Annotated in this window: 28 protein-coding genes; all 28 read left to right on the forward strand. The window is 33.1% G+C overall.

Annotated elements, in window-relative coordinates; all coding sequences use genetic code 11:
* Nucleotides 1-3: 3 nt before the first annotated feature.
* The 28 genes from Q9968_RS03895 to Q9968_RS04030 all read left to right on the forward strand — a co-directional run bounded on the left by Q9968_RS03895 (nucleotide 4) and on the right by Q9968_RS04030 (nucleotide 14,053).
* Nucleotides 4-729: a 50S ribosomal protein L2 gene (locus tag Q9968_RS03895; RefSeq protein WP_305513636.1), complete on the forward strand. Its 726-nt coding sequence runs from the start codon at nucleotides 4-6 to the stop codon at nucleotides 727-729.
* 15 nt (nucleotides 730-744) lie between these two features.
* A complete protein-coding gene (gene rpsS / locus Q9968_RS03900; RefSeq protein WP_305513638.1) occupies nucleotides 745-1,155 on the forward strand; it encodes a 30S ribosomal protein S19 in 411 nt (136 codons plus the stop codon).
* Between the two features lie 12 nt (nucleotides 1,156-1,167).
* Nucleotides 1,168-1,632 (forward strand): 50S ribosomal protein L22, encoded by a 465-nt coding sequence (locus tag Q9968_RS03905; protein ID WP_305513640.1) that lies wholly within the window; start codon nucleotides 1,168-1,170, stop codon nucleotides 1,630-1,632.
* Nucleotides 1,632-2,393 (forward strand): 30S ribosomal protein S3, encoded by a 762-nt coding sequence (locus tag Q9968_RS03910; protein ID WP_305513642.1) that lies wholly within the window; start codon nucleotides 1,632-1,634, stop codon nucleotides 2,391-2,393. Before Q9968_RS03905 ends, Q9968_RS03910 begins: the two co-directional genes overlap by 1 nt.
* Before the next feature lie 27 nt (nucleotides 2,394-2,420).
* Nucleotides 2,421-2,627, forward strand: a complete 207-nt coding sequence (gene rpmC / locus Q9968_RS03915; RefSeq protein ID WP_305513644.1) for a 50S ribosomal protein L29 — start codon at nucleotides 2,421-2,423, stop codon at nucleotides 2,625-2,627.
* On the forward strand, nucleotides 2,628-2,966 hold the full coding sequence (gene yciH / locus Q9968_RS03920; RefSeq protein ID WP_305513646.1) for a stress response translation initiation inhibitor YciH: 339 nt from the start codon (nucleotides 2,628-2,630) through the stop codon (nucleotides 2,964-2,966). It begins immediately after the preceding gene.
* Nucleotides 2,967-3,050: 84 nt separating this feature from the next.
* Nucleotides 3,051-3,329, forward strand: a complete 279-nt coding sequence (locus tag Q9968_RS03925) for a ribonuclease P protein subunit (RefSeq protein ID WP_305513648.1) — start codon at nucleotides 3,051-3,053, stop codon at nucleotides 3,327-3,329.
* A gap of 11 nt (nucleotides 3,330-3,340) precedes the next feature.
* Nucleotides 3,341-3,658: a 30S ribosomal protein S17 gene (locus tag Q9968_RS03930; protein WP_305513650.1), complete on the forward strand. Its 318-nt coding sequence runs from the start codon at nucleotides 3,341-3,343 to the stop codon at nucleotides 3,656-3,658.
* A gap of 5 nt (nucleotides 3,659-3,663) precedes the next feature.
* Nucleotides 3,664-4,062, forward strand: coding sequence for a 50S ribosomal protein L14 (locus tag Q9968_RS03935; RefSeq protein WP_292740338.1), 399 nt, complete (start codon nucleotides 3,664-3,666; stop codon nucleotides 4,060-4,062).
* Nucleotides 4,063-4,071: 9 nt separating this feature from the next.
* The gene (gene rplX / locus Q9968_RS03940; protein WP_305513654.1) at nucleotides 4,072-4,422 is read left to right on the forward strand and encodes a 50S ribosomal protein L24; all 351 of its coding nucleotides are present in this window, start codon (nucleotides 4,072-4,074) and stop codon (nucleotides 4,420-4,422) included.
* Between the two features lies 1 nt (nucleotide 4,423).
* On the forward strand, nucleotides 4,424-5,152 hold the full coding sequence (locus Q9968_RS03945) for a 30S ribosomal protein S4e (RefSeq protein ID WP_305513656.1): 729 nt from the start codon (nucleotides 4,424-4,426) through the stop codon (nucleotides 5,150-5,152).
* On the forward strand, nucleotides 5,149-5,661 hold the full coding sequence (locus tag Q9968_RS03950; RefSeq protein WP_305513658.1) for a 50S ribosomal protein L5: 513 nt from the start codon (nucleotides 5,149-5,151) through the stop codon (nucleotides 5,659-5,661). Before Q9968_RS03945 ends, Q9968_RS03950 begins: the two co-directional genes overlap by 4 nt.
* A 9-nt stretch (nucleotides 5,662-5,670) precedes the next feature.
* Complete coding sequence (locus Q9968_RS03955; protein WP_292608552.1) at nucleotides 5,671-5,814, forward strand: 30S ribosomal protein S14; 144 nt, start codon at nucleotides 5,671-5,673, stop codon at nucleotides 5,812-5,814.
* 11 nt (nucleotides 5,815-5,825) lie between these two features.
* A complete protein-coding gene (locus Q9968_RS03960) occupies nucleotides 5,826-6,218 on the forward strand; it encodes a 30S ribosomal protein S8 (RefSeq protein WP_305513661.1) in 393 nt (130 codons plus the stop codon).
* A gap of 8 nt (nucleotides 6,219-6,226) precedes the next feature.
* On the forward strand, nucleotides 6,227-6,763 hold the full coding sequence (locus Q9968_RS03965) for a 50S ribosomal protein L6 (RefSeq protein ID WP_305513663.1): 537 nt from the start codon (nucleotides 6,227-6,229) through the stop codon (nucleotides 6,761-6,763).
* Nucleotides 6,764-6,774: 11 nt separating this feature from the next.
* Nucleotides 6,775-7,104: a 50S ribosomal protein L32e gene (locus Q9968_RS03970; RefSeq protein WP_305513666.1), complete on the forward strand. Its 330-nt coding sequence runs from the start codon at nucleotides 6,775-6,777 to the stop codon at nucleotides 7,102-7,104.
* Between the two features lie 103 nt (nucleotides 7,105-7,207).
* Nucleotides 7,208-7,663 carry a 50S ribosomal protein L19e gene (locus Q9968_RS03975; protein WP_305513668.1) on the forward strand — a complete coding sequence of 152 codons (456 nt, stop codon included), beginning with the start codon at nucleotides 7,208-7,210 and terminating at the stop codon, nucleotides 7,661-7,663.
* Between the two features lie 2 nt (nucleotides 7,664-7,665).
* The gene (locus Q9968_RS03980) at nucleotides 7,666-8,247 is read left to right on the forward strand and encodes a 50S ribosomal protein L18 (RefSeq protein WP_305513670.1); all 582 of its coding nucleotides are present in this window, start codon (nucleotides 7,666-7,668) and stop codon (nucleotides 8,245-8,247) included.
* A 2-nt stretch (nucleotides 8,248-8,249) separates the two neighbouring features.
* Nucleotides 8,250-8,891, forward strand: a complete 642-nt coding sequence (gene rpsE / locus Q9968_RS03985) for a 30S ribosomal protein S5 (RefSeq protein ID WP_305513671.1) — start codon at nucleotides 8,250-8,252, stop codon at nucleotides 8,889-8,891.
* Nucleotides 8,892-8,902: 11 nt separating this feature from the next.
* Nucleotides 8,903-9,361 (forward strand): 50S ribosomal protein L30, encoded by a 459-nt coding sequence (locus Q9968_RS03990; protein WP_305513672.1) that lies wholly within the window; start codon nucleotides 8,903-8,905, stop codon nucleotides 9,359-9,361.
* Between the two features lie 15 nt (nucleotides 9,362-9,376).
* Nucleotides 9,377-9,814 carry an uL15m family ribosomal protein gene (locus Q9968_RS03995; RefSeq protein WP_305513674.1) on the forward strand — a complete coding sequence of 146 codons (438 nt, stop codon included), beginning with the start codon at nucleotides 9,377-9,379 and terminating at the stop codon, nucleotides 9,812-9,814.
* Between the two features lie 23 nt (nucleotides 9,815-9,837).
* Nucleotides 9,838-11,199, forward strand: a complete 1,362-nt coding sequence (secY, locus tag Q9968_RS04000) for a preprotein translocase subunit SecY (RefSeq protein WP_305513676.1) — start codon at nucleotides 9,838-9,840, stop codon at nucleotides 11,197-11,199.
* 36 nt (nucleotides 11,200-11,235) lie between these two features.
* Nucleotides 11,236-11,793, forward strand: a complete 558-nt coding sequence (locus tag Q9968_RS04005; RefSeq protein ID WP_305513678.1) for an adenylate kinase — start codon at nucleotides 11,236-11,238, stop codon at nucleotides 11,791-11,793.
* A gap of 8 nt (nucleotides 11,794-11,801) precedes the next feature.
* Nucleotides 11,802-12,377, forward strand: coding sequence for a DUF106 domain-containing protein (locus Q9968_RS04010; RefSeq protein WP_305513680.1), 576 nt, complete (start codon nucleotides 11,802-11,804; stop codon nucleotides 12,375-12,377).
* Between the two features lie 108 nt (nucleotides 12,378-12,485).
* Nucleotides 12,486-12,752: a 50S ribosomal protein L34e gene (locus tag Q9968_RS04015; protein WP_305513681.1), complete on the forward strand. Its 267-nt coding sequence runs from the start codon at nucleotides 12,486-12,488 to the stop codon at nucleotides 12,750-12,752.
* The gene (gene cmk / locus Q9968_RS04020) at nucleotides 12,752-13,273 is read left to right on the forward strand and encodes a (d)CMP kinase (protein WP_305513682.1); all 522 of its coding nucleotides are present in this window, start codon (nucleotides 12,752-12,754) and stop codon (nucleotides 13,271-13,273) included. The genes Q9968_RS04015 and cmk overlap by 1 nt, the downstream gene beginning before the upstream one ends.
* Nucleotides 13,274-13,441, forward strand: coding sequence for a 50S ribosomal protein L14e (locus Q9968_RS04025; protein ID WP_305513684.1), 168 nt, complete (start codon nucleotides 13,274-13,276; stop codon nucleotides 13,439-13,441). It abuts the gene before it with no gap.
* A 165-nt stretch (nucleotides 13,442-13,606) separates the two neighbouring features.
* Entirely contained in the window at nucleotides 13,607-14,053 is a 447-nt protein-coding gene (locus Q9968_RS04030; protein ID WP_305513686.1) for a helix-turn-helix domain-containing protein, read from the forward strand.
* Nucleotides 14,054-14,192: the final 139 nt, after the last annotated feature.

Raw genomic sequence — 14,192 nt, forward strand, 5'->3', positions numbered from 1 at the left:
AAAATGGGTAAACGATTAATCCACCAAAGAAGAGGGAGAGGAACTCCTGTTCACCGTGTTGCTTCTCATCGTTTTAAAGACAAAATTAGGTACCGATCTTACGATGCATTAGAAAAAGAAGGAAGTATTAAAGGAAAAGTTATTGATATTGTTCACGATCCGGCAAGAACTGCTCCTATTGCAGAAGTAAAATTCGAAAATGGTGAAAAGAAATTTATCTTAGCACCTGAAACCATTCAAATCGATGATGAAATTGAATGTGGTATTTCTGCTCCTATCAAATTCGGTAATACTTTGCCGCTTGCTGAAATTCCTGAAGGTACTCCAATTTATGATATTGAAAACACTCCTGGAGATGGAGGCCGTTTTGTAAGATCTTCTGGAACTTATGCTTCTGTAGTTACTCATGATGCAAATCAAGCTGTTGTAGAATTACCATCAGGGGAATTAAAATACTTAAATCCTAACTGTCGTGCTAGTATTGGTGTAGTAGCTGGCGGAGGAAGAAAAGATAAACCATTCCTTAAAGCTGGTAAAAAATGGCATGCTTATAAAGCTAAAGGTAAAAAATTCATGACTGTAAGAGGAGTAGCAATGAATGCTGTTGACCACCCTCACGGAGGAGGTAACAGACAACATCCTGGTCGTCCAACTACTGTTTCAAGACATGCACCACCAGGAAGAAAAGTTGGTTCAATTGCAGCTAAAAGAACAGGTTTAAAAAGATAGATAGAGGGTGTTTCATTGGCAAGAAAAATATTTAAATATAAAGGTTATACTCTTGAAGAACTTCAAGGCATGTCTTTAGAGGAAGTAATGGAATTATTCCCTGCAAGACAAAGAAGATCTTTAAAAAGAGGATTTTTACCAAGACAACAAATTGTTTTGGATAAAATGAGAAAATTAAATAAAGAAGGAAGTAAAAATGGCCGTCCTGTTGTAATTAGGACCCATTGTAGAGACATGATTGTAATACCTGAAATGGTAGGGACCACTTTCGGTATTTATGATGGTCAAAATTTTGTAGAAGTCACTATTGAACCTGAAATGATTGGTCATTACTTCGGTGAATTTGCACCAACCAGAAAAAGAGTTCAACACGGAGATCCAGGTATGGGTGCTACTAGATCATCCATGTTTGTACCACTTAAATAAGGAGATTAGAACATGGCTAACAAATATGCTTATAATGAAAAAGTTGATGAGGCAAAAACTGCACGTGCTATGGCAAAATCTCTTAAGATTTCTCCAAAACACAGTGTTGAAATTTGCAGCGCGATTAGAGGAATGGAAGTAGGAAAAGCAAAAGATTACTTGGAAAATGTTATTGATATGAAAAAATCTGTTCCTTTCAAAAGACACAACAAAAAAGTTGGTCACAGAAAAGGACAAAAAGGATGGGCTGCTGGCAGATACCCTGTAAAAGCTGCAGAACAAATTTTAAAAGTTTTAGAAAATGCTGAAGCTAATGCAGAGTACAAAGGTATGGATACTGAAAATTTATTCATCGAACATATTTCATCTCACAGAGGTGTAGTAATCCCTGGTTACATCCCAAGAGCATTCGGTAGAATGACTCCATTCAATACACCTACTACTCATATTCAAATTGTATTACAGGAGGCTAACTAATGATAGAAAAAGATTTCGTTTCAGAAGGCCTTAGAAGAACTAGAATTGATGAATATTTAGAAAAAGAACTCGAAAGAGCTGGATATGGTGGTATGGATGTTCAAATTACACCTTTAGGTACCATGGTCATTGTTTATGCAGAAAGGCCAGGTATGGTTATTGGTAGAGGTGGTAAAAATGTTAGAGCTATTACCGACGTTCTTAAATCTGAATTTGGTTTAGATAATCCGCAAATTGAAGTCAAAGAAGTTGATGTTCCAGAACTTAACCCTAAAATCATGGCATACAAAATCTCTAATATGTTACAAAGAGGTATGCACTTTAGAAGAGTAGCTTACTCTACTATTCGCAGAATCATGGGAGCTGGAGCTCAAGGTGTAGAAATCACTATTTCTGGTAAAATCAGAGGTTCTAGATCTGCTGTAGCTAAATTCGTAGAAGGATACATTAAGAAATGTGGTGAACCTTCAATCAGATTAGTTAATGAGGGTTTTGCTACTGCTGAATTAAAACCTGGAGTATTAGGTATTTATGTAAGAATTATGCCTCCGGAAACTGTATTGCCTGATTCCGTTGAAATCCTTCCTCCAAAAATGACCATCAAAGAAGATGATGGTAATATCATTGAAGAAGATATCGATGTAGAAACCGAAGAAATCATCGAAGAAGAAATTATTGAGGAAATAGAGGATCTCGACGAATTGGAAGAAGTTGTTGAAGAAGAATCTACTGAAGAAGTAGAAAAAGATGATAAATCTTAAATTTTATTATCCAAACGAGTTGGAACAATGGCGATTTTAAGAAGTAAAGAAATTTGGGACATGGAAGTTGATGAGATTCAAGATAAGTTAGTTGAACTCAGAACTGAATTATCCAAAAATGTTTCTAAAAGTGCAGCTGCCGGGGTAGTCGAAAACCCTGGAAAAATTAAAGAATTAAAAAGAACAATTGCTCGTGTTCTTACAATTTTGAATGAAAAACAAAAGGAGAATTAAATGTCAAAAATCTGTGATGTATGTGGGCTTCCTGAAGAACTTTGTGTTTGTGAAGAAATTGCACGTGAAGTTCAAACTCTAAAAGTGTTTACAGTTAGAAGAAGATTCGGAAAACTCATGACTATTATCGAAGGTATTGATGAACATGATATAGATATCAAAGAACTCACTAAAACTCTTAAAGCTAAATGTGCTTGTGGAGGAACCACTAAAAACGGTCAAATAGAGCTTCAAGGAGATCACAAAGTTAGAGTGAAAGAAGTTTTATCTGAAATGGGTTTCTCATCTGATACTATTGAAATCCGAGAATCTAAAAAGAATAATAAGAAAAGGAGATAGTTCATCTGTTCGATATGTTTTTCAATAAAATTTTGTAATTTTTCTGCATAATTTATTGTAAATTTTTATTAAGAGAATGGAAATATGATTACTTCAAATAATTTAGTGCATCATGAATTCATTGGTTTAAAAGTTAATGCAAGAAGTAAAAGGAATACCTCTCTTAATTTAAACGGAACTATTATTGATGAGACAAAGAATACTATCAGAATTGAGGGAATGGATAATACTGAAAAGGTTATTCCAAAGAATGGAACAATCTTTGTATTTGAAATTCCAAACGGGGAAAAAATTGAAGTTGATGGTAATATTTTGTCTATTCGTCCTGAAGATAGAATAAAAAAAAGGTTTAAAAAAATATAAATGGTGATAATATGGTTGGGCTTAACGTTCAAGAACCAGAAACTACATGTAATGATCCTAACTGCCCATTTCATGGAACTTTGCCTGTAAGAGGTCAAGTTCTTGAAGGTGTTGTAGTAAGTAACAGAGCAGAAAGGACTATTACTGTTGAACGTAGTTACTATAAATTCATTAAAAAATATGAAAGATATGAGAAAAGGAAATCTAAAATCAATGTTCACAAACCTGATTGTTTTGATGTGAATATTGGTGATTCTGTTAAAATAGCAGAATGTAGACCATTAAGTAAAACTAAACATTTTGTTTTAGTTGAAGTTAAAGGAGAGTAGTTATTATGAAACCATTAACCTCAAGCATGACTAAAGCATTACCAATTGGAGCAAGACTCCAATGTGTTGACAATACTGGTGCTCGTGAAATCGAAATCATTTCTGTAAAAGGATTTAAAGGTGTAAGAAGAAGACTCGATGTAGCAGGTGTTGGAGATTTAGTTGTTGCATCTGTTAAAAAAGGAACTGCGGATATGAGAAGAGAAGTTGTTAACGCAGTTGTAGTCAGACAAAAAAAGGAATATAGACGTGCTGATGGTCTTCGTGTTAAATTTGAAGATAATGCTGCAGTTATTATTACTCCTGAAGGAATTTTAAAAGGATCCGAAATTAGAGGTCCTGTTGCTAAAGAAGCAGCTGACAGATGGCCTAGTGTAGGTAGTGCAGCAAGTATTTTAGTATAAGGTGAAAATATGTCAATTCAACCAAGAAAACAAAGAAAAGCTCGTTATAATGCTCCTGCTCATGCACGTGGTAAATATTTAAGTGCTTCTGTAAGTAAAGATTTAAGGGAAGAAATAGGTAAAAAATCTTTACCGGTTAGAACAGGAGATACAGTTAGAGTAGTTCGTGGAGATTTTGCAGGTCATGAAGGAAAAATCACTTCTGTCGATTATTCTTCATATAAAGTAAACATTGAAGAAGTTACTTTAGCTAAACCTGATGGAACTAATGCATTTCTCCCAGTTGACCCGTCTAACTTAGTAATTATTGAAGCAGATTTAAAAGATGATAGAAGAATAAAAAATAAAGGAGATAATTAATATGGCTAAAATGGGATCTAGAAAACATCTTAAAAGATATAAAGCACCTAAATCTTGGCCTATTCATCCTAAAGAAGATACTTGGACTGTAAAACCTTCTGCAGGTTCACATTCAATTGAAGATGCTATTCCATTAACATTAGTTATCAGAGATGTTTTGAAATTAGCTGATAATTCCAGAGAAGCAAAAAGAATTATCAACTCTGGTAATATTTTAGTAGATGGGAGAGTTGTTAAAGATTATAAATTCCCAGTTGGATTTATGGATGTTATTGAAATTCCTAAAACTGAGGAAGCTTATAGAGTTCTTTTAGATAGAAAAGGAAGATTACAATTAGATTTAATCAATGAGGGTAGTGCTAAATTATCTAAAATTGTTAATAAATCCACTATTAAAGGTGGTAAAACTCAATTAAACCTTCACGATGGTAAAAATGTTATCATTGATGAAGATGCATACTCCGTTGGAGATGTTATTTGTTTAAAAGTACCTGAACAAGAAATTGTTGATGTATATCCTTTACAGGAAGGAGCTACTGTTCTTGTTACTGGTGGTAAACACACTGGTGAATTAGGTACTGTAAGTGAAATCATTGAAAATAAAGATTCTAATCCAAACACTATTCTTATTGAAAATAGTGCAAAAGATGAATTTTTAACTTTAAAAGATTATGCATTTGTAATTGGAGCTGATGAGCCGGTAATATCTTTATTGGAGGTTAATAAATGAACCCAATGAATGAAGTACGTATCGAAAAAGCCACCATCAGTATTGGTGTTGGTGAAGCTGGTGAAAAATTATCCCGCGCTATTACTTTATTAGAACAAATGTTCGATCAAACCCCGGTTAAAACTTTCTCAACAGTTACTAACCCAGAATGGGGTATTAGAAAACGCCAACCGATTGCATGTAAATTAACTTTACGTGGAGAAAAAGCTGATAAAGCTATTGATATGGTTTTAGAAGGAATTAGTAGAAATATTAAACCTACTCAATTCGATGCTCAAGGAAACCTTTCTTTTGGTATTAGGGAGCATATTGATATTCCAGGCATGAGATATAATCCGGATATTGGTATCTTTGGTATGAATGTTTCCGTTACTTTTGAAAAACCAGGGTATAGGATTTCTAAAAGAAAAATCCAACAAAAGAAAGTTCCTCAGAAACATAGAATTTCTAAAGAAGAAACTATGAAATTTATGGAAGAAAACTTCGAAGTTAATTATGTAACTGAATAAGGTGATATTTTGCCAAGAAAATACGGAAAAGCTGCAAAGAAATGTAGTCGTTGTGGAGATCATTCTGCTATGGTTAGTAGATATGGAATAAATTTGTGCAGACAATGTTTTAGGGAAGTAGCTCCTAAAATGGGATTTAAAAAATATAATTAGAGGTTTTAAATATGAGTCTTATGGATCCTCTTGCTGATGCTTTAACTAATATCAGGAATAATGAATTGCAAGTAAATGATTCTTGTGTTATTTCTCCTGCTTCCAAGTTAATTGGACAAGTTTTAAGCACTATGCAAAAAGAGAATTATATTGGTAATTTTGAGTATATTGATGACAACCGTGCAGGTAAATTTATTGTAGAATTAGAAGGTAACATTAACAAATGTGGTGTTATCAAACCTCGTCACGCTGTTAAAAAAGATGAATTTGAGAAATTTGAAAAAAGATTTTTGCCAGCAAAAAACTTTGGTATTTTAATCGTCACAACTCCTGAAGGAATTATGACTCACTATGAGGCTAAGGAAAGAGGAATTGGTGGACGTTTGTTGGCTTACATGTATTAGGTGATAAAATGGTAGTAGCTGCAGCTATAAGGGAAGAAATTGATATCCCTGAAGGCGTTGAAGTTATAATTGATAATAATGAGGTTTCTGTAAAAGGACCTAATGGAAAGGACTCTAGAAAATTTACTTATCCTAATGTAAGTATTAAAGAAGAGGATAGTGTTGTTATTTTAGAAACAGCATTCCCTAAAAAGAAAGATAAAGCAATGATTGGAACCACAAGAGCACACATTAACAACATGTTAATCGGTGTGACTGATGGTTTTGAATATCATATGAAAATCGTATTTGCTCACTTTCCAATGACTGTAAAAGTCCAAAAAGATACAGTTTTAATTGACAACTTCCTCGGGGAAAGACACCCAAGAACTGCTAAAATAGTAGGATCTTCTAAAGTAGTAGTGAAAGGTGATGAGGTAACAATTACTGGTATCAATAAGGAACATGTTGGTCAAACTATGGCTAACCTAGAACAAGCAACTAAAATTAAAGGAAGAGATCCTAGAGTATTCCAAGATGGAATATATTTAACTAGCAAAGAATAATGGTGATTTAAATGGCTAATAAAAGATTTAAAAGACAAGAATATGCTCGTTATAAAAAACTTGGAATAAAATGGAGACGCCCTAGAGGTAAAACCAGTAAAATGAGAAGATATGAAGCAGGTAAACCTGACATGCCGGCTATTGGTTACAGAACCCCTAGAGCTATAAGGGATTTACATCCTTCCGGATATAATGATGTTCTTGTTCACAATATGCAAGAATTAGAAGACTTAAACCCAGTATCTGATGCTGCAAGAATAAGTGCTTCTATTGGTAAAAGAAAAAAAGAGTTGATGTTGAAAAAAGCATCAGAGCTCAATATAAAAGTTTTAAATAAATAATCATATTTATAAGTTGAATCAATTACGGGGCTTTATTTGAATTGATTTGACTAGTTAAATTTCAAAGGGAATTTAGATTTTATCTAAATGGAGGATTATATACATGAATCTTACAACTCAAAAAAGATTAGCTGCTAGTATCCTCAAAGTAGGTCTTAATCGTGTATGGATTGATCCAGAAAGATTAGAAGAAGTATCTATGGCGATTACTAGAGATGGTGTAAAGCAGTTAATTCAAGATGGAGCTATTAAAGCAAAACCTCAAAAAGGTATTAGTAGCTACAGATCTAAAAAAATTAAAGAACAAAAAGCAAAAGGAAAAAGAAAAGGTAGAGGTAGTATAAAAGGGGCTAAAAAAGCTCGTACTCCTAAGAAAAAGGCTTGGATGACTACTATTAGGGCTTTAAGAAGAGATCTCAAAGATATGCGTGAAGATGAAATCATTGATGCTACCACTTATCGTAAATTATACAAAATGGCTAAGGGTGGCGCATTTAGAAGTAAATCTTACATGAGAAACTACGCCCGTGACCATGATTTAATTAAAGGAGAGGAATAAACATGGCACATGGAACTAATTATAAAGTAGCATTCAGAAGAAGAAGAGAAGGTAAAACTGATTATGCGGCTAGAATGAAATTAGTTGATTACAACAAATCTCGTTTGGTTGTTAGAGTTTCTAATGCTCATGCTACCGTTCAAGTTATTGATTACGCTCCAGAAGGAGATATCACCGTTGCATCTGCAGTAAGCAAACAATTATCACAATATGGTTACTTAGGTGCTACTGGAAACATTTCAGCATTTTACTTAACAGCATACTTATGTGCTAAAAGAGCTTTAGAAGCAGGTGTTGAAAATGCAATCTTAGACATAGGTTTAAAATCACCAATTAAAGGTTCTAAAATATTTGCAGCTTTAAAAGGTGCAGTTGATGCAGGTTTAGAAGTACCTCACGGAGACTTCATTTTCCCAGAAGATGAACGTATCAGAGGAGAAAATATTGCAGAATATGCTGAATCTTTAAATGCTGAAGAAGTTGCTAAAAAATTCTCAAAGTATTTTGAAAGAGGTCTTAATCCTAAAGATTTACCTGAAAACTTTGATGAAACTGTTAAAAATATCGATGAGGCAGAGGTATAACTATGAGTTTTAATATGAATGAATGGGAACCTAAAACCAATCTTGGTAAATTAGTTAAAGATGGGACCATTATTGATATCGATGAAATTTTTGAAAAAGGTCTTCCAATTATGGAATTAGAAATAGTTGATGCCTTAATTCCAGATTTAGAAGAGGAAGTAATGGATGTTAACTTGGTTCAAAGGATGCATAAATCTGGTAGAAAAGTTAATTTCAGAGTAATTGTTGCCGTAGGTAACAAAAATGGTTATGTTGGATTAGGTCAAGGTAAAGCTAAAGAAGTTGGTCCGGCTATCAGAAAGGCTGTTGATAATGCTAAATACAACATTATTAAAGTAAGAAGAGGCTGTGGAGATTGGGGTTGTGTTTGTGGAAGAGAACATACCGTACCTTTCAAAGTACAAGGTAAAACCAGTAGTGTAAGCGTTACTTTAATGCCGGCTCCTGCAGGAGTAGGTTTGGCAGTTGGAGATGTTGGTAAAACTATCTTAAAACTTGCTGGAATTCAAGATGTATGGTCTCAAACTTTCGGACAAACTCAAACCACCATTAACTTTGCTAATGCTGTATTCGATGCTTTAAAAGGATTAAGCAGTGTTAAAGCTAGCCAAGAAAATCTCAAAAAAATGGGAGTTAACTACTAGATGGTGATACTATGTTTTTAGTTATTAGAGTTAGAGGAACTACTGGTGTCATTAAAAATATTGCAGACACCTTAGACATGTTAAGACTTAACAGAATTAGCCATGCAGTATTAGTAGAACAAAATCCTAGTTATGAAGGAATGCTTCAAAAAGCTAAGGATTATATCACTTGGGGGGAAATCGATGCTGAAACTGTTGCAGCAATGATTGCTAAAAGAGGAAGACTTCCAGGTAATGTAAAGGTTACTGATGAGTATGTTGCTGAAAATTCCGATTGTAATAATATTGAAGAATTGGCTAGTGCTTTAGTTGATGGTAAAGTTAAATTAGCTGATGTGGGTATTAAACCTGTATTCCGTTTACACCCTCCAAGAAAAGGTTACGAAGATATCCGTTTATCTGTTAAAGAAGGTGGATCTTTAGGTTACAGGGGAGAAGAAATTAAAGATCTTGCAAAAAGAATGCTTTAAACTCAGGTGTGTAGTATGATTAGAACAAAACGTAAAATCAACAAACAAAGAGGTTCAAGATCCAACGGTGGAGGATGTACCAAAAAACGTAGAGGTGCAGGTAACAAAGGTGGAAAAGGTAAAGCAGGTATGGGTAAACAACACTGGACCTGGACTGTAATCCACGAGCCTAATTACTTCGGTAAACATGGTTTCAAAAGACCTCAAAAAATGATTAAAAAAGTCAATGTTGTTAATTTAAATTACTTGGAAGAACAAGCTGACAAATTAATCGAACAAGGAAAAGCATCTAAAGAAGGAGATGCAATTGTTATAGATGTAACTGAATTGGGTTATGATAAAGTTTTAGCTAAAGGTAAAATCACTAAAGCTTACAAAATTTCAGCACCTCAATTTTCAGCATCTGCTATTGAAAAAATTGAAGAATTAGGAGGAGAAGCTATAATCTTATAGCTCTTCTCTTTTAGGGGAATAAAATGTCATCATTAGAAGTTTTAGAGCCAATTTTTAGGTTTATTCCTGAAGTTAAATCTCCAGTTCACAGAGAGGACTTCAATGAAAAACTCAAATGGACTGCTCTTGTCTTAGTATTATATTATTTTTTAACTTTAATACCATTATATGGTTTAGCTCCTGGGGCTATAGACAGTTTTGCTGCGTTAAGGGCAGTTATGGCTGGAAGTTTTGGTTCAATTCTCACATTAGGGATTGGTCCAATTGTTACTGCTTCTATTGTTTTACAATTATTGGTTGGTTCAAATCTTTTAGATTTGGATCTTTCATCCCATAAAGATAAATCTCACTTCCAAGCAACACAAAAAGTATTATCTATTATCTTCACAATATTTGAAGCTGCTGTTTTAGTATTGACTGGAAATTTAATTCCTATTGATAATTCATATACTTTAGTATTAATTGCACAACTTGTTTTAGGCGCATTTATTATTATTTATCTTGATGAAGTTGTTTCCAAATGGGGATTCGGTAGTGGTATTGGTTTATTCATTGCTTCTGGGGTTTGTCAATCAATCATGGTTGGTACATTCAGTATTTTAAAAGATACTGATGGATTGCTTGCAGGTATTATTCCTAAATTCATCCAACAAGCTTCTATGGGATCACCTGACTTTTCTAATTTAATTCCATTATTTGCAACTATTGTTGTATTCTCAGTTGTTCTTTATGGAGAAGCTATGAGAGTTGAAATTCCAATTTCTCAAGGTAGTGTAAGAGGGCACGGTAGAGTCAGAGGTTCTGTTGGTAAATATCCATTAAAATTTGTTTATTCAAGTAACATGCCAGTTATTTTAACAAGTGCATTGCTTGTGAACGTAACTTTATTTGCTAATGTTTTCCAAAAAATTGGTTTCCCAATTTTAGGACACTTAGATAAAGGTAAAGCTGTTGACGGTCTTGCATGGTTATTATCAACACCAAGCTTGACAATGTTTTATACTGAACCGATACATGTTTTGGTTTATGCAGTATTCTTTATTGCATGTTGTATATTATTCTCATATTTATGGGTTGAAATCAGTGGTTTAAACGCTAAAAAGATTTCAGAACAATTATTCAAATCGGGTATTCAGATACCTGGGTTTAGAAGTAGTAAACGTCAATTATATAAAATTTTGAAAAAATATATTCCTGCACTTACCATTATAAGTGGTGTCTATGTAGGTCTTATTGCTTTCCTTGCAGATTTAACCGGTGCTTTAGGTGGAGGTACTGGAGTATTGCTTACCGTAGGTATTCTTCATAAATTATACGAAGAAATGGCTGAAGAACAACTTATGTCTGCAAATCCAATCCTTAGGAAAGTTTTAGGAGGAGATTAATCTTCTTCTATTTCATCTTTTAAAAGAGGGATTAAAGTGAAATTAGTAGTGTTAACAGGAATTCCAGGTTCTGGAAGTACAACTTTATTAAATAAAGCTTTAGAAGAAGTCGATTATGTGCATTTAAATTATGGAGACATAATGACTGAAATTGCTATTAAAGAAAATATTGTAGAAGATAGGGATGCTTTAAGAAAATTACCTGCAGAAACTCAAAAAGAGATTCAAGCTAAAGCAGCTAAAGAAATTAAAGAACGATCTGAAAATGATAATGTTATTGTAGATACTCATTGTACAATTAATACTCCAACTGGATTTTTACCGGGATTGCCAATTTGGGTATTGGAACAATTACAACCAAATCAATTTATCTTAATTGAAGCTAATCCTGATGAGATTATTTTCAGAAGATTAAATGATGATACTCGTGAAAGAGACCTTCAAAAAGTTAACGACATAGATTTACATCAACAAATGAACAGAGCTACTTCAATGGCTTATGCTACATTAACTGGCGCTACTGTTAAAGTTGTTGAAAATCATGACAATCATTTAGATTCTTCAGTTAAAAAATTAGTAAATGTATTAAAATAGGTGATGATATGGACCCAATGGGAATTATTTATGAAGCGTTGAATGCAATTTTCAATCCACTTTTATCAATGGATCCGAATCCAACTAATCCTGCTTTAACTGTGTTAGTTATTGCATTTATTGTTTCATTAATTACAACTATTGCTAATAAATATTTAGTTGACCAAGATGAAATGAATGAAATCCAAGCTAGAAATAAAGCTTTCCAGAAGGAATTACGTGAAGCTCAAAAGAAAGGGGATGGAAAAAAAGTTGCAGAACTTCAGGCCAAACAGGCTGAAATGATGCAAGATCAGACTAAAATGATGTCTAATTCATTCAAACCTATGATTGTTACTTTTATTCCAATTATTCTAATATTCTTTTGGATGAGGACTTCTGCTATTAGTAATTTAGTTATTATATTGCCGCCATCTGTTTATTGGCTTACATTAACTCCATTCTGGCACTTCCTTGGTGGTTTCTTATATGGTGGTCAAGCTACTATTCCATATGGTATCGGATGGTTATTATGGTATATGATTTGTACTTTTGGTATGAGTCAGATATTAAGAAAATTCTTAGGATTTAAACAAGGGTTCTAAATCAACCCTTTTTCCATACATTTATTAATAATGAAAGAGAAACAGTATAGTATTCTATTTTGAATACGCTATTACACAATTTTATTAAAAATTATTTAAGGTGATTAAATGCCTGCAAATAGGTTTAGATCAAGATCATATAAAAGAGTTCACAAAAACATTCCCGGTGGGGAAAATGTTTTAATATATAAAAAGAAAAAACCATCTAAGCATGTTTGTGCTGAGTGTGGTCAAGTATTACATGGAGTTCCTCGTGGACGTCCATATGAAATCGGAAAATTATCAAAAACAGCTAAAAGACCTAACCGTCCATTCGGTGGTTACTTATGTTCAAGCTGTGCTCGTAAACATTTCAAAAACGAGGCTAGAAAATAATGATAATTACTATCGGCGGATTAGCTGGTACAGGAACCACAACTACAGCTGAGGTTCTCAGTGAAAAGTTAGATGTCCCATATATTTCTGCAGGTTTTGTTTTCAGAGAAATGGCTGCTGAAAAAGGAATGTCTGTTCTTGAATTCAGTGAATTTGCTGAAGGTAATGATGATATTGATAAGGAAATTGATAGAAGGCAAGCTGAAAAAGCTAAATTAGCAGATAACTTAATAATTGAAGGAAGATTGTCAGCATACTTTGTTGACAATGCAGATTTGAGAATTTGGTTAGTAACTCCTCTTGATGTTCGTTCTAAAAGGATAGCTGAAAGGGAAGATAAAACTGTTGACGTGGCAAAAGACGAAATCAGTATTCGTGAAAAAAGTGAAGCCTCAAGATACATGGAAATTCATAATATTGATATTAGTAATATGGATATCTATGATATAATCATAAATACTGATACCTTTGATCCTAAAAGTGTATCAGAAATCATTATTCAAACATTAAAGGTGATTTAAATGGCATCAATTGAAGTAGGTAGAAAATGTATTAAAACTGCTGGTAGAGAAGCAGGTCAAGAATGTGAAATTGTTGCAATTATTGATGAAAACTTCGTTGAAGTAAAAGGCGAAGGGGTTAAAAACAGACGTTGTAACATTCAACATTTAGAACCTTTAGCTGAATAATTCCAGCAACATGTTATTTTTATATTAAAATATAATCTGAATTCATCTATAAACGATGAATTTAATCTTTTTTTTAAATTGAGGATGTGACAGGACTTAAAATTTCAAAATTTTCTATAATTCATCGCCAAAAGTTTATACCTAATGAGTTATAGATATATGCTCATGGAAAAATTTAATAATAAAATTAAGAAACATTTAGAGCTTTCTGAAATTGCAGAAATGTTGAAAGAGTACAGAAAATATTACGATGTTTATAGGCGTCTTTTAGTAATTCACATGGTTGCAAACGGTGAAAGTATTGCTAAAGCCTCAAAAAACATTAATATTTCAAGAAAAACCGGTGAACGATGGGTCAAACAATATAATGAAAATGGCATTGCTGGCTTATTTTCAAATTATTCCAATTGTGGTAGAAAATCTTACCTAACTGACCAACAATTAAATGAATTAAAAGAAATTATCACTGGAAATGAAGAAAAATATAATTTAAAAGATGTGAAAAATCTTATTAAAGAAAAATATGGAATAACATACAGTGAAAAGCAAATATGGGTCATTACAAGACAAAAACTAAATTTAAACTATGGAAAACCATTTCATCAAATATAACACTCGTCCAGAAAACCCCGAAGAAGATCTTAAAAAAAACTAACTTTCATTGATTTAAAAACCGAATATTTTGCTTTTTTGGACGAAACATCATGTCAAAATGTTCCAAATGTTACAAGAGTATTATACACTCCAGGAG

The sequence above is a fragment of the Methanobrevibacter sp. V14 genome (assembly GCF_963082475.1).
Classification (GTDB): Archaea; Methanobacteriota; Methanobacteria; order Methanobacteriales; family Methanobacteriaceae; genus Methanocatella.

What these genes read in the sequence shown, in the direction of transcription:
- Q9968_RS03895 (WP_305513636.1), top strand. Translation starts at nt 4, where the DNA reads ATGGGTAAACGATTAATCCACCAAAGAAGAGGGAGAGGAACTCCTGTT.
- Q9968_RS03905 (WP_305513640.1), top strand. Translation starts at nt 1,168, where the DNA reads ATGGCTAACAAATATGCTTATAATGAAAAAGTTGATGAGGCAAAAACT.
- Q9968_RS03910 (WP_305513642.1), top strand. Translation starts at nt 1,632, where the DNA reads ATGATAGAAAAAGATTTCGTTTCAGAAGGCCTTAGAAGAACTAGAATT.
- rpmC (WP_305513644.1), top strand. Translation starts at nt 2,421, where the DNA reads ATGGCGATTTTAAGAAGTAAAGAAATTTGGGACATGGAAGTTGATGAG.
- yciH (WP_305513646.1), top strand. Translation starts at nt 2,628, where the DNA reads ATGTCAAAAATCTGTGATGTATGTGGGCTTCCTGAAGAACTTTGTGTT.
- Q9968_RS03925 (WP_305513648.1), top strand. Translation starts at nt 3,051, where the DNA reads ATGATTACTTCAAATAATTTAGTGCATCATGAATTCATTGGTTTAAAA.
- Q9968_RS03930 (WP_305513650.1), top strand. Translation starts at nt 3,341, where the DNA reads ATGGTTGGGCTTAACGTTCAAGAACCAGAAACTACATGTAATGATCCT.
- Q9968_RS03935 (WP_292740338.1), top strand. Translation starts at nt 3,664, where the DNA reads ATGAAACCATTAACCTCAAGCATGACTAAAGCATTACCAATTGGAGCA.
- rplX (WP_305513654.1), top strand. Translation starts at nt 4,072, where the DNA reads ATGTCAATTCAACCAAGAAAACAAAGAAAAGCTCGTTATAATGCTCCT.
- Q9968_RS03945 (WP_305513656.1), top strand. Translation starts at nt 4,424, where the DNA reads ATGGCTAAAATGGGATCTAGAAAACATCTTAAAAGATATAAAGCACCT.
- Q9968_RS03950 (WP_305513658.1), top strand. Translation starts at nt 5,149, where the DNA reads ATGAACCCAATGAATGAAGTACGTATCGAAAAAGCCACCATCAGTATT.
- Q9968_RS03960 (WP_305513661.1), top strand. Translation starts at nt 5,826, where the DNA reads ATGAGTCTTATGGATCCTCTTGCTGATGCTTTAACTAATATCAGGAAT.
- Q9968_RS03965 (WP_305513663.1), top strand. Translation starts at nt 6,227, where the DNA reads ATGGTAGTAGCTGCAGCTATAAGGGAAGAAATTGATATCCCTGAAGGC.
- Q9968_RS03970 (WP_305513666.1), top strand. Translation starts at nt 6,775, where the DNA reads ATGGCTAATAAAAGATTTAAAAGACAAGAATATGCTCGTTATAAAAAA.
- Q9968_RS03975 (WP_305513668.1), top strand. Translation starts at nt 7,208, where the DNA reads ATGAATCTTACAACTCAAAAAAGATTAGCTGCTAGTATCCTCAAAGTA.
- Q9968_RS03980 (WP_305513670.1), top strand. Translation starts at nt 7,666, where the DNA reads ATGGCACATGGAACTAATTATAAAGTAGCATTCAGAAGAAGAAGAGAA.
- rpsE (WP_305513671.1), top strand. Translation starts at nt 8,250, where the DNA reads ATGAGTTTTAATATGAATGAATGGGAACCTAAAACCAATCTTGGTAAA.
- Q9968_RS03990 (WP_305513672.1), top strand. Translation starts at nt 8,903, where the DNA reads ATGTTTTTAGTTATTAGAGTTAGAGGAACTACTGGTGTCATTAAAAAT.
- Q9968_RS03995 (WP_305513674.1), top strand. Translation starts at nt 9,377, where the DNA reads ATGATTAGAACAAAACGTAAAATCAACAAACAAAGAGGTTCAAGATCC.
- secY (WP_305513676.1), top strand. Translation starts at nt 9,838, where the DNA reads ATGTCATCATTAGAAGTTTTAGAGCCAATTTTTAGGTTTATTCCTGAA.
- Q9968_RS04010 (WP_305513680.1), top strand. Translation starts at nt 11,802, where the DNA reads ATGGACCCAATGGGAATTATTTATGAAGCGTTGAATGCAATTTTCAAT.
- Q9968_RS04015 (WP_305513681.1), top strand. Translation starts at nt 12,486, where the DNA reads ATGCCTGCAAATAGGTTTAGATCAAGATCATATAAAAGAGTTCACAAA.
- cmk (WP_305513682.1), top strand. Translation starts at nt 12,752, where the DNA reads ATGATAATTACTATCGGCGGATTAGCTGGTACAGGAACCACAACTACA.
- Q9968_RS04025 (WP_305513684.1), top strand. Translation starts at nt 13,274, where the DNA reads ATGGCATCAATTGAAGTAGGTAGAAAATGTATTAAAACTGCTGGTAGA.
- Q9968_RS04030 (WP_305513686.1), top strand. Translation starts at nt 13,607, where the DNA reads ATGGAAAAATTTAATAATAAAATTAAGAAACATTTAGAGCTTTCTGAA.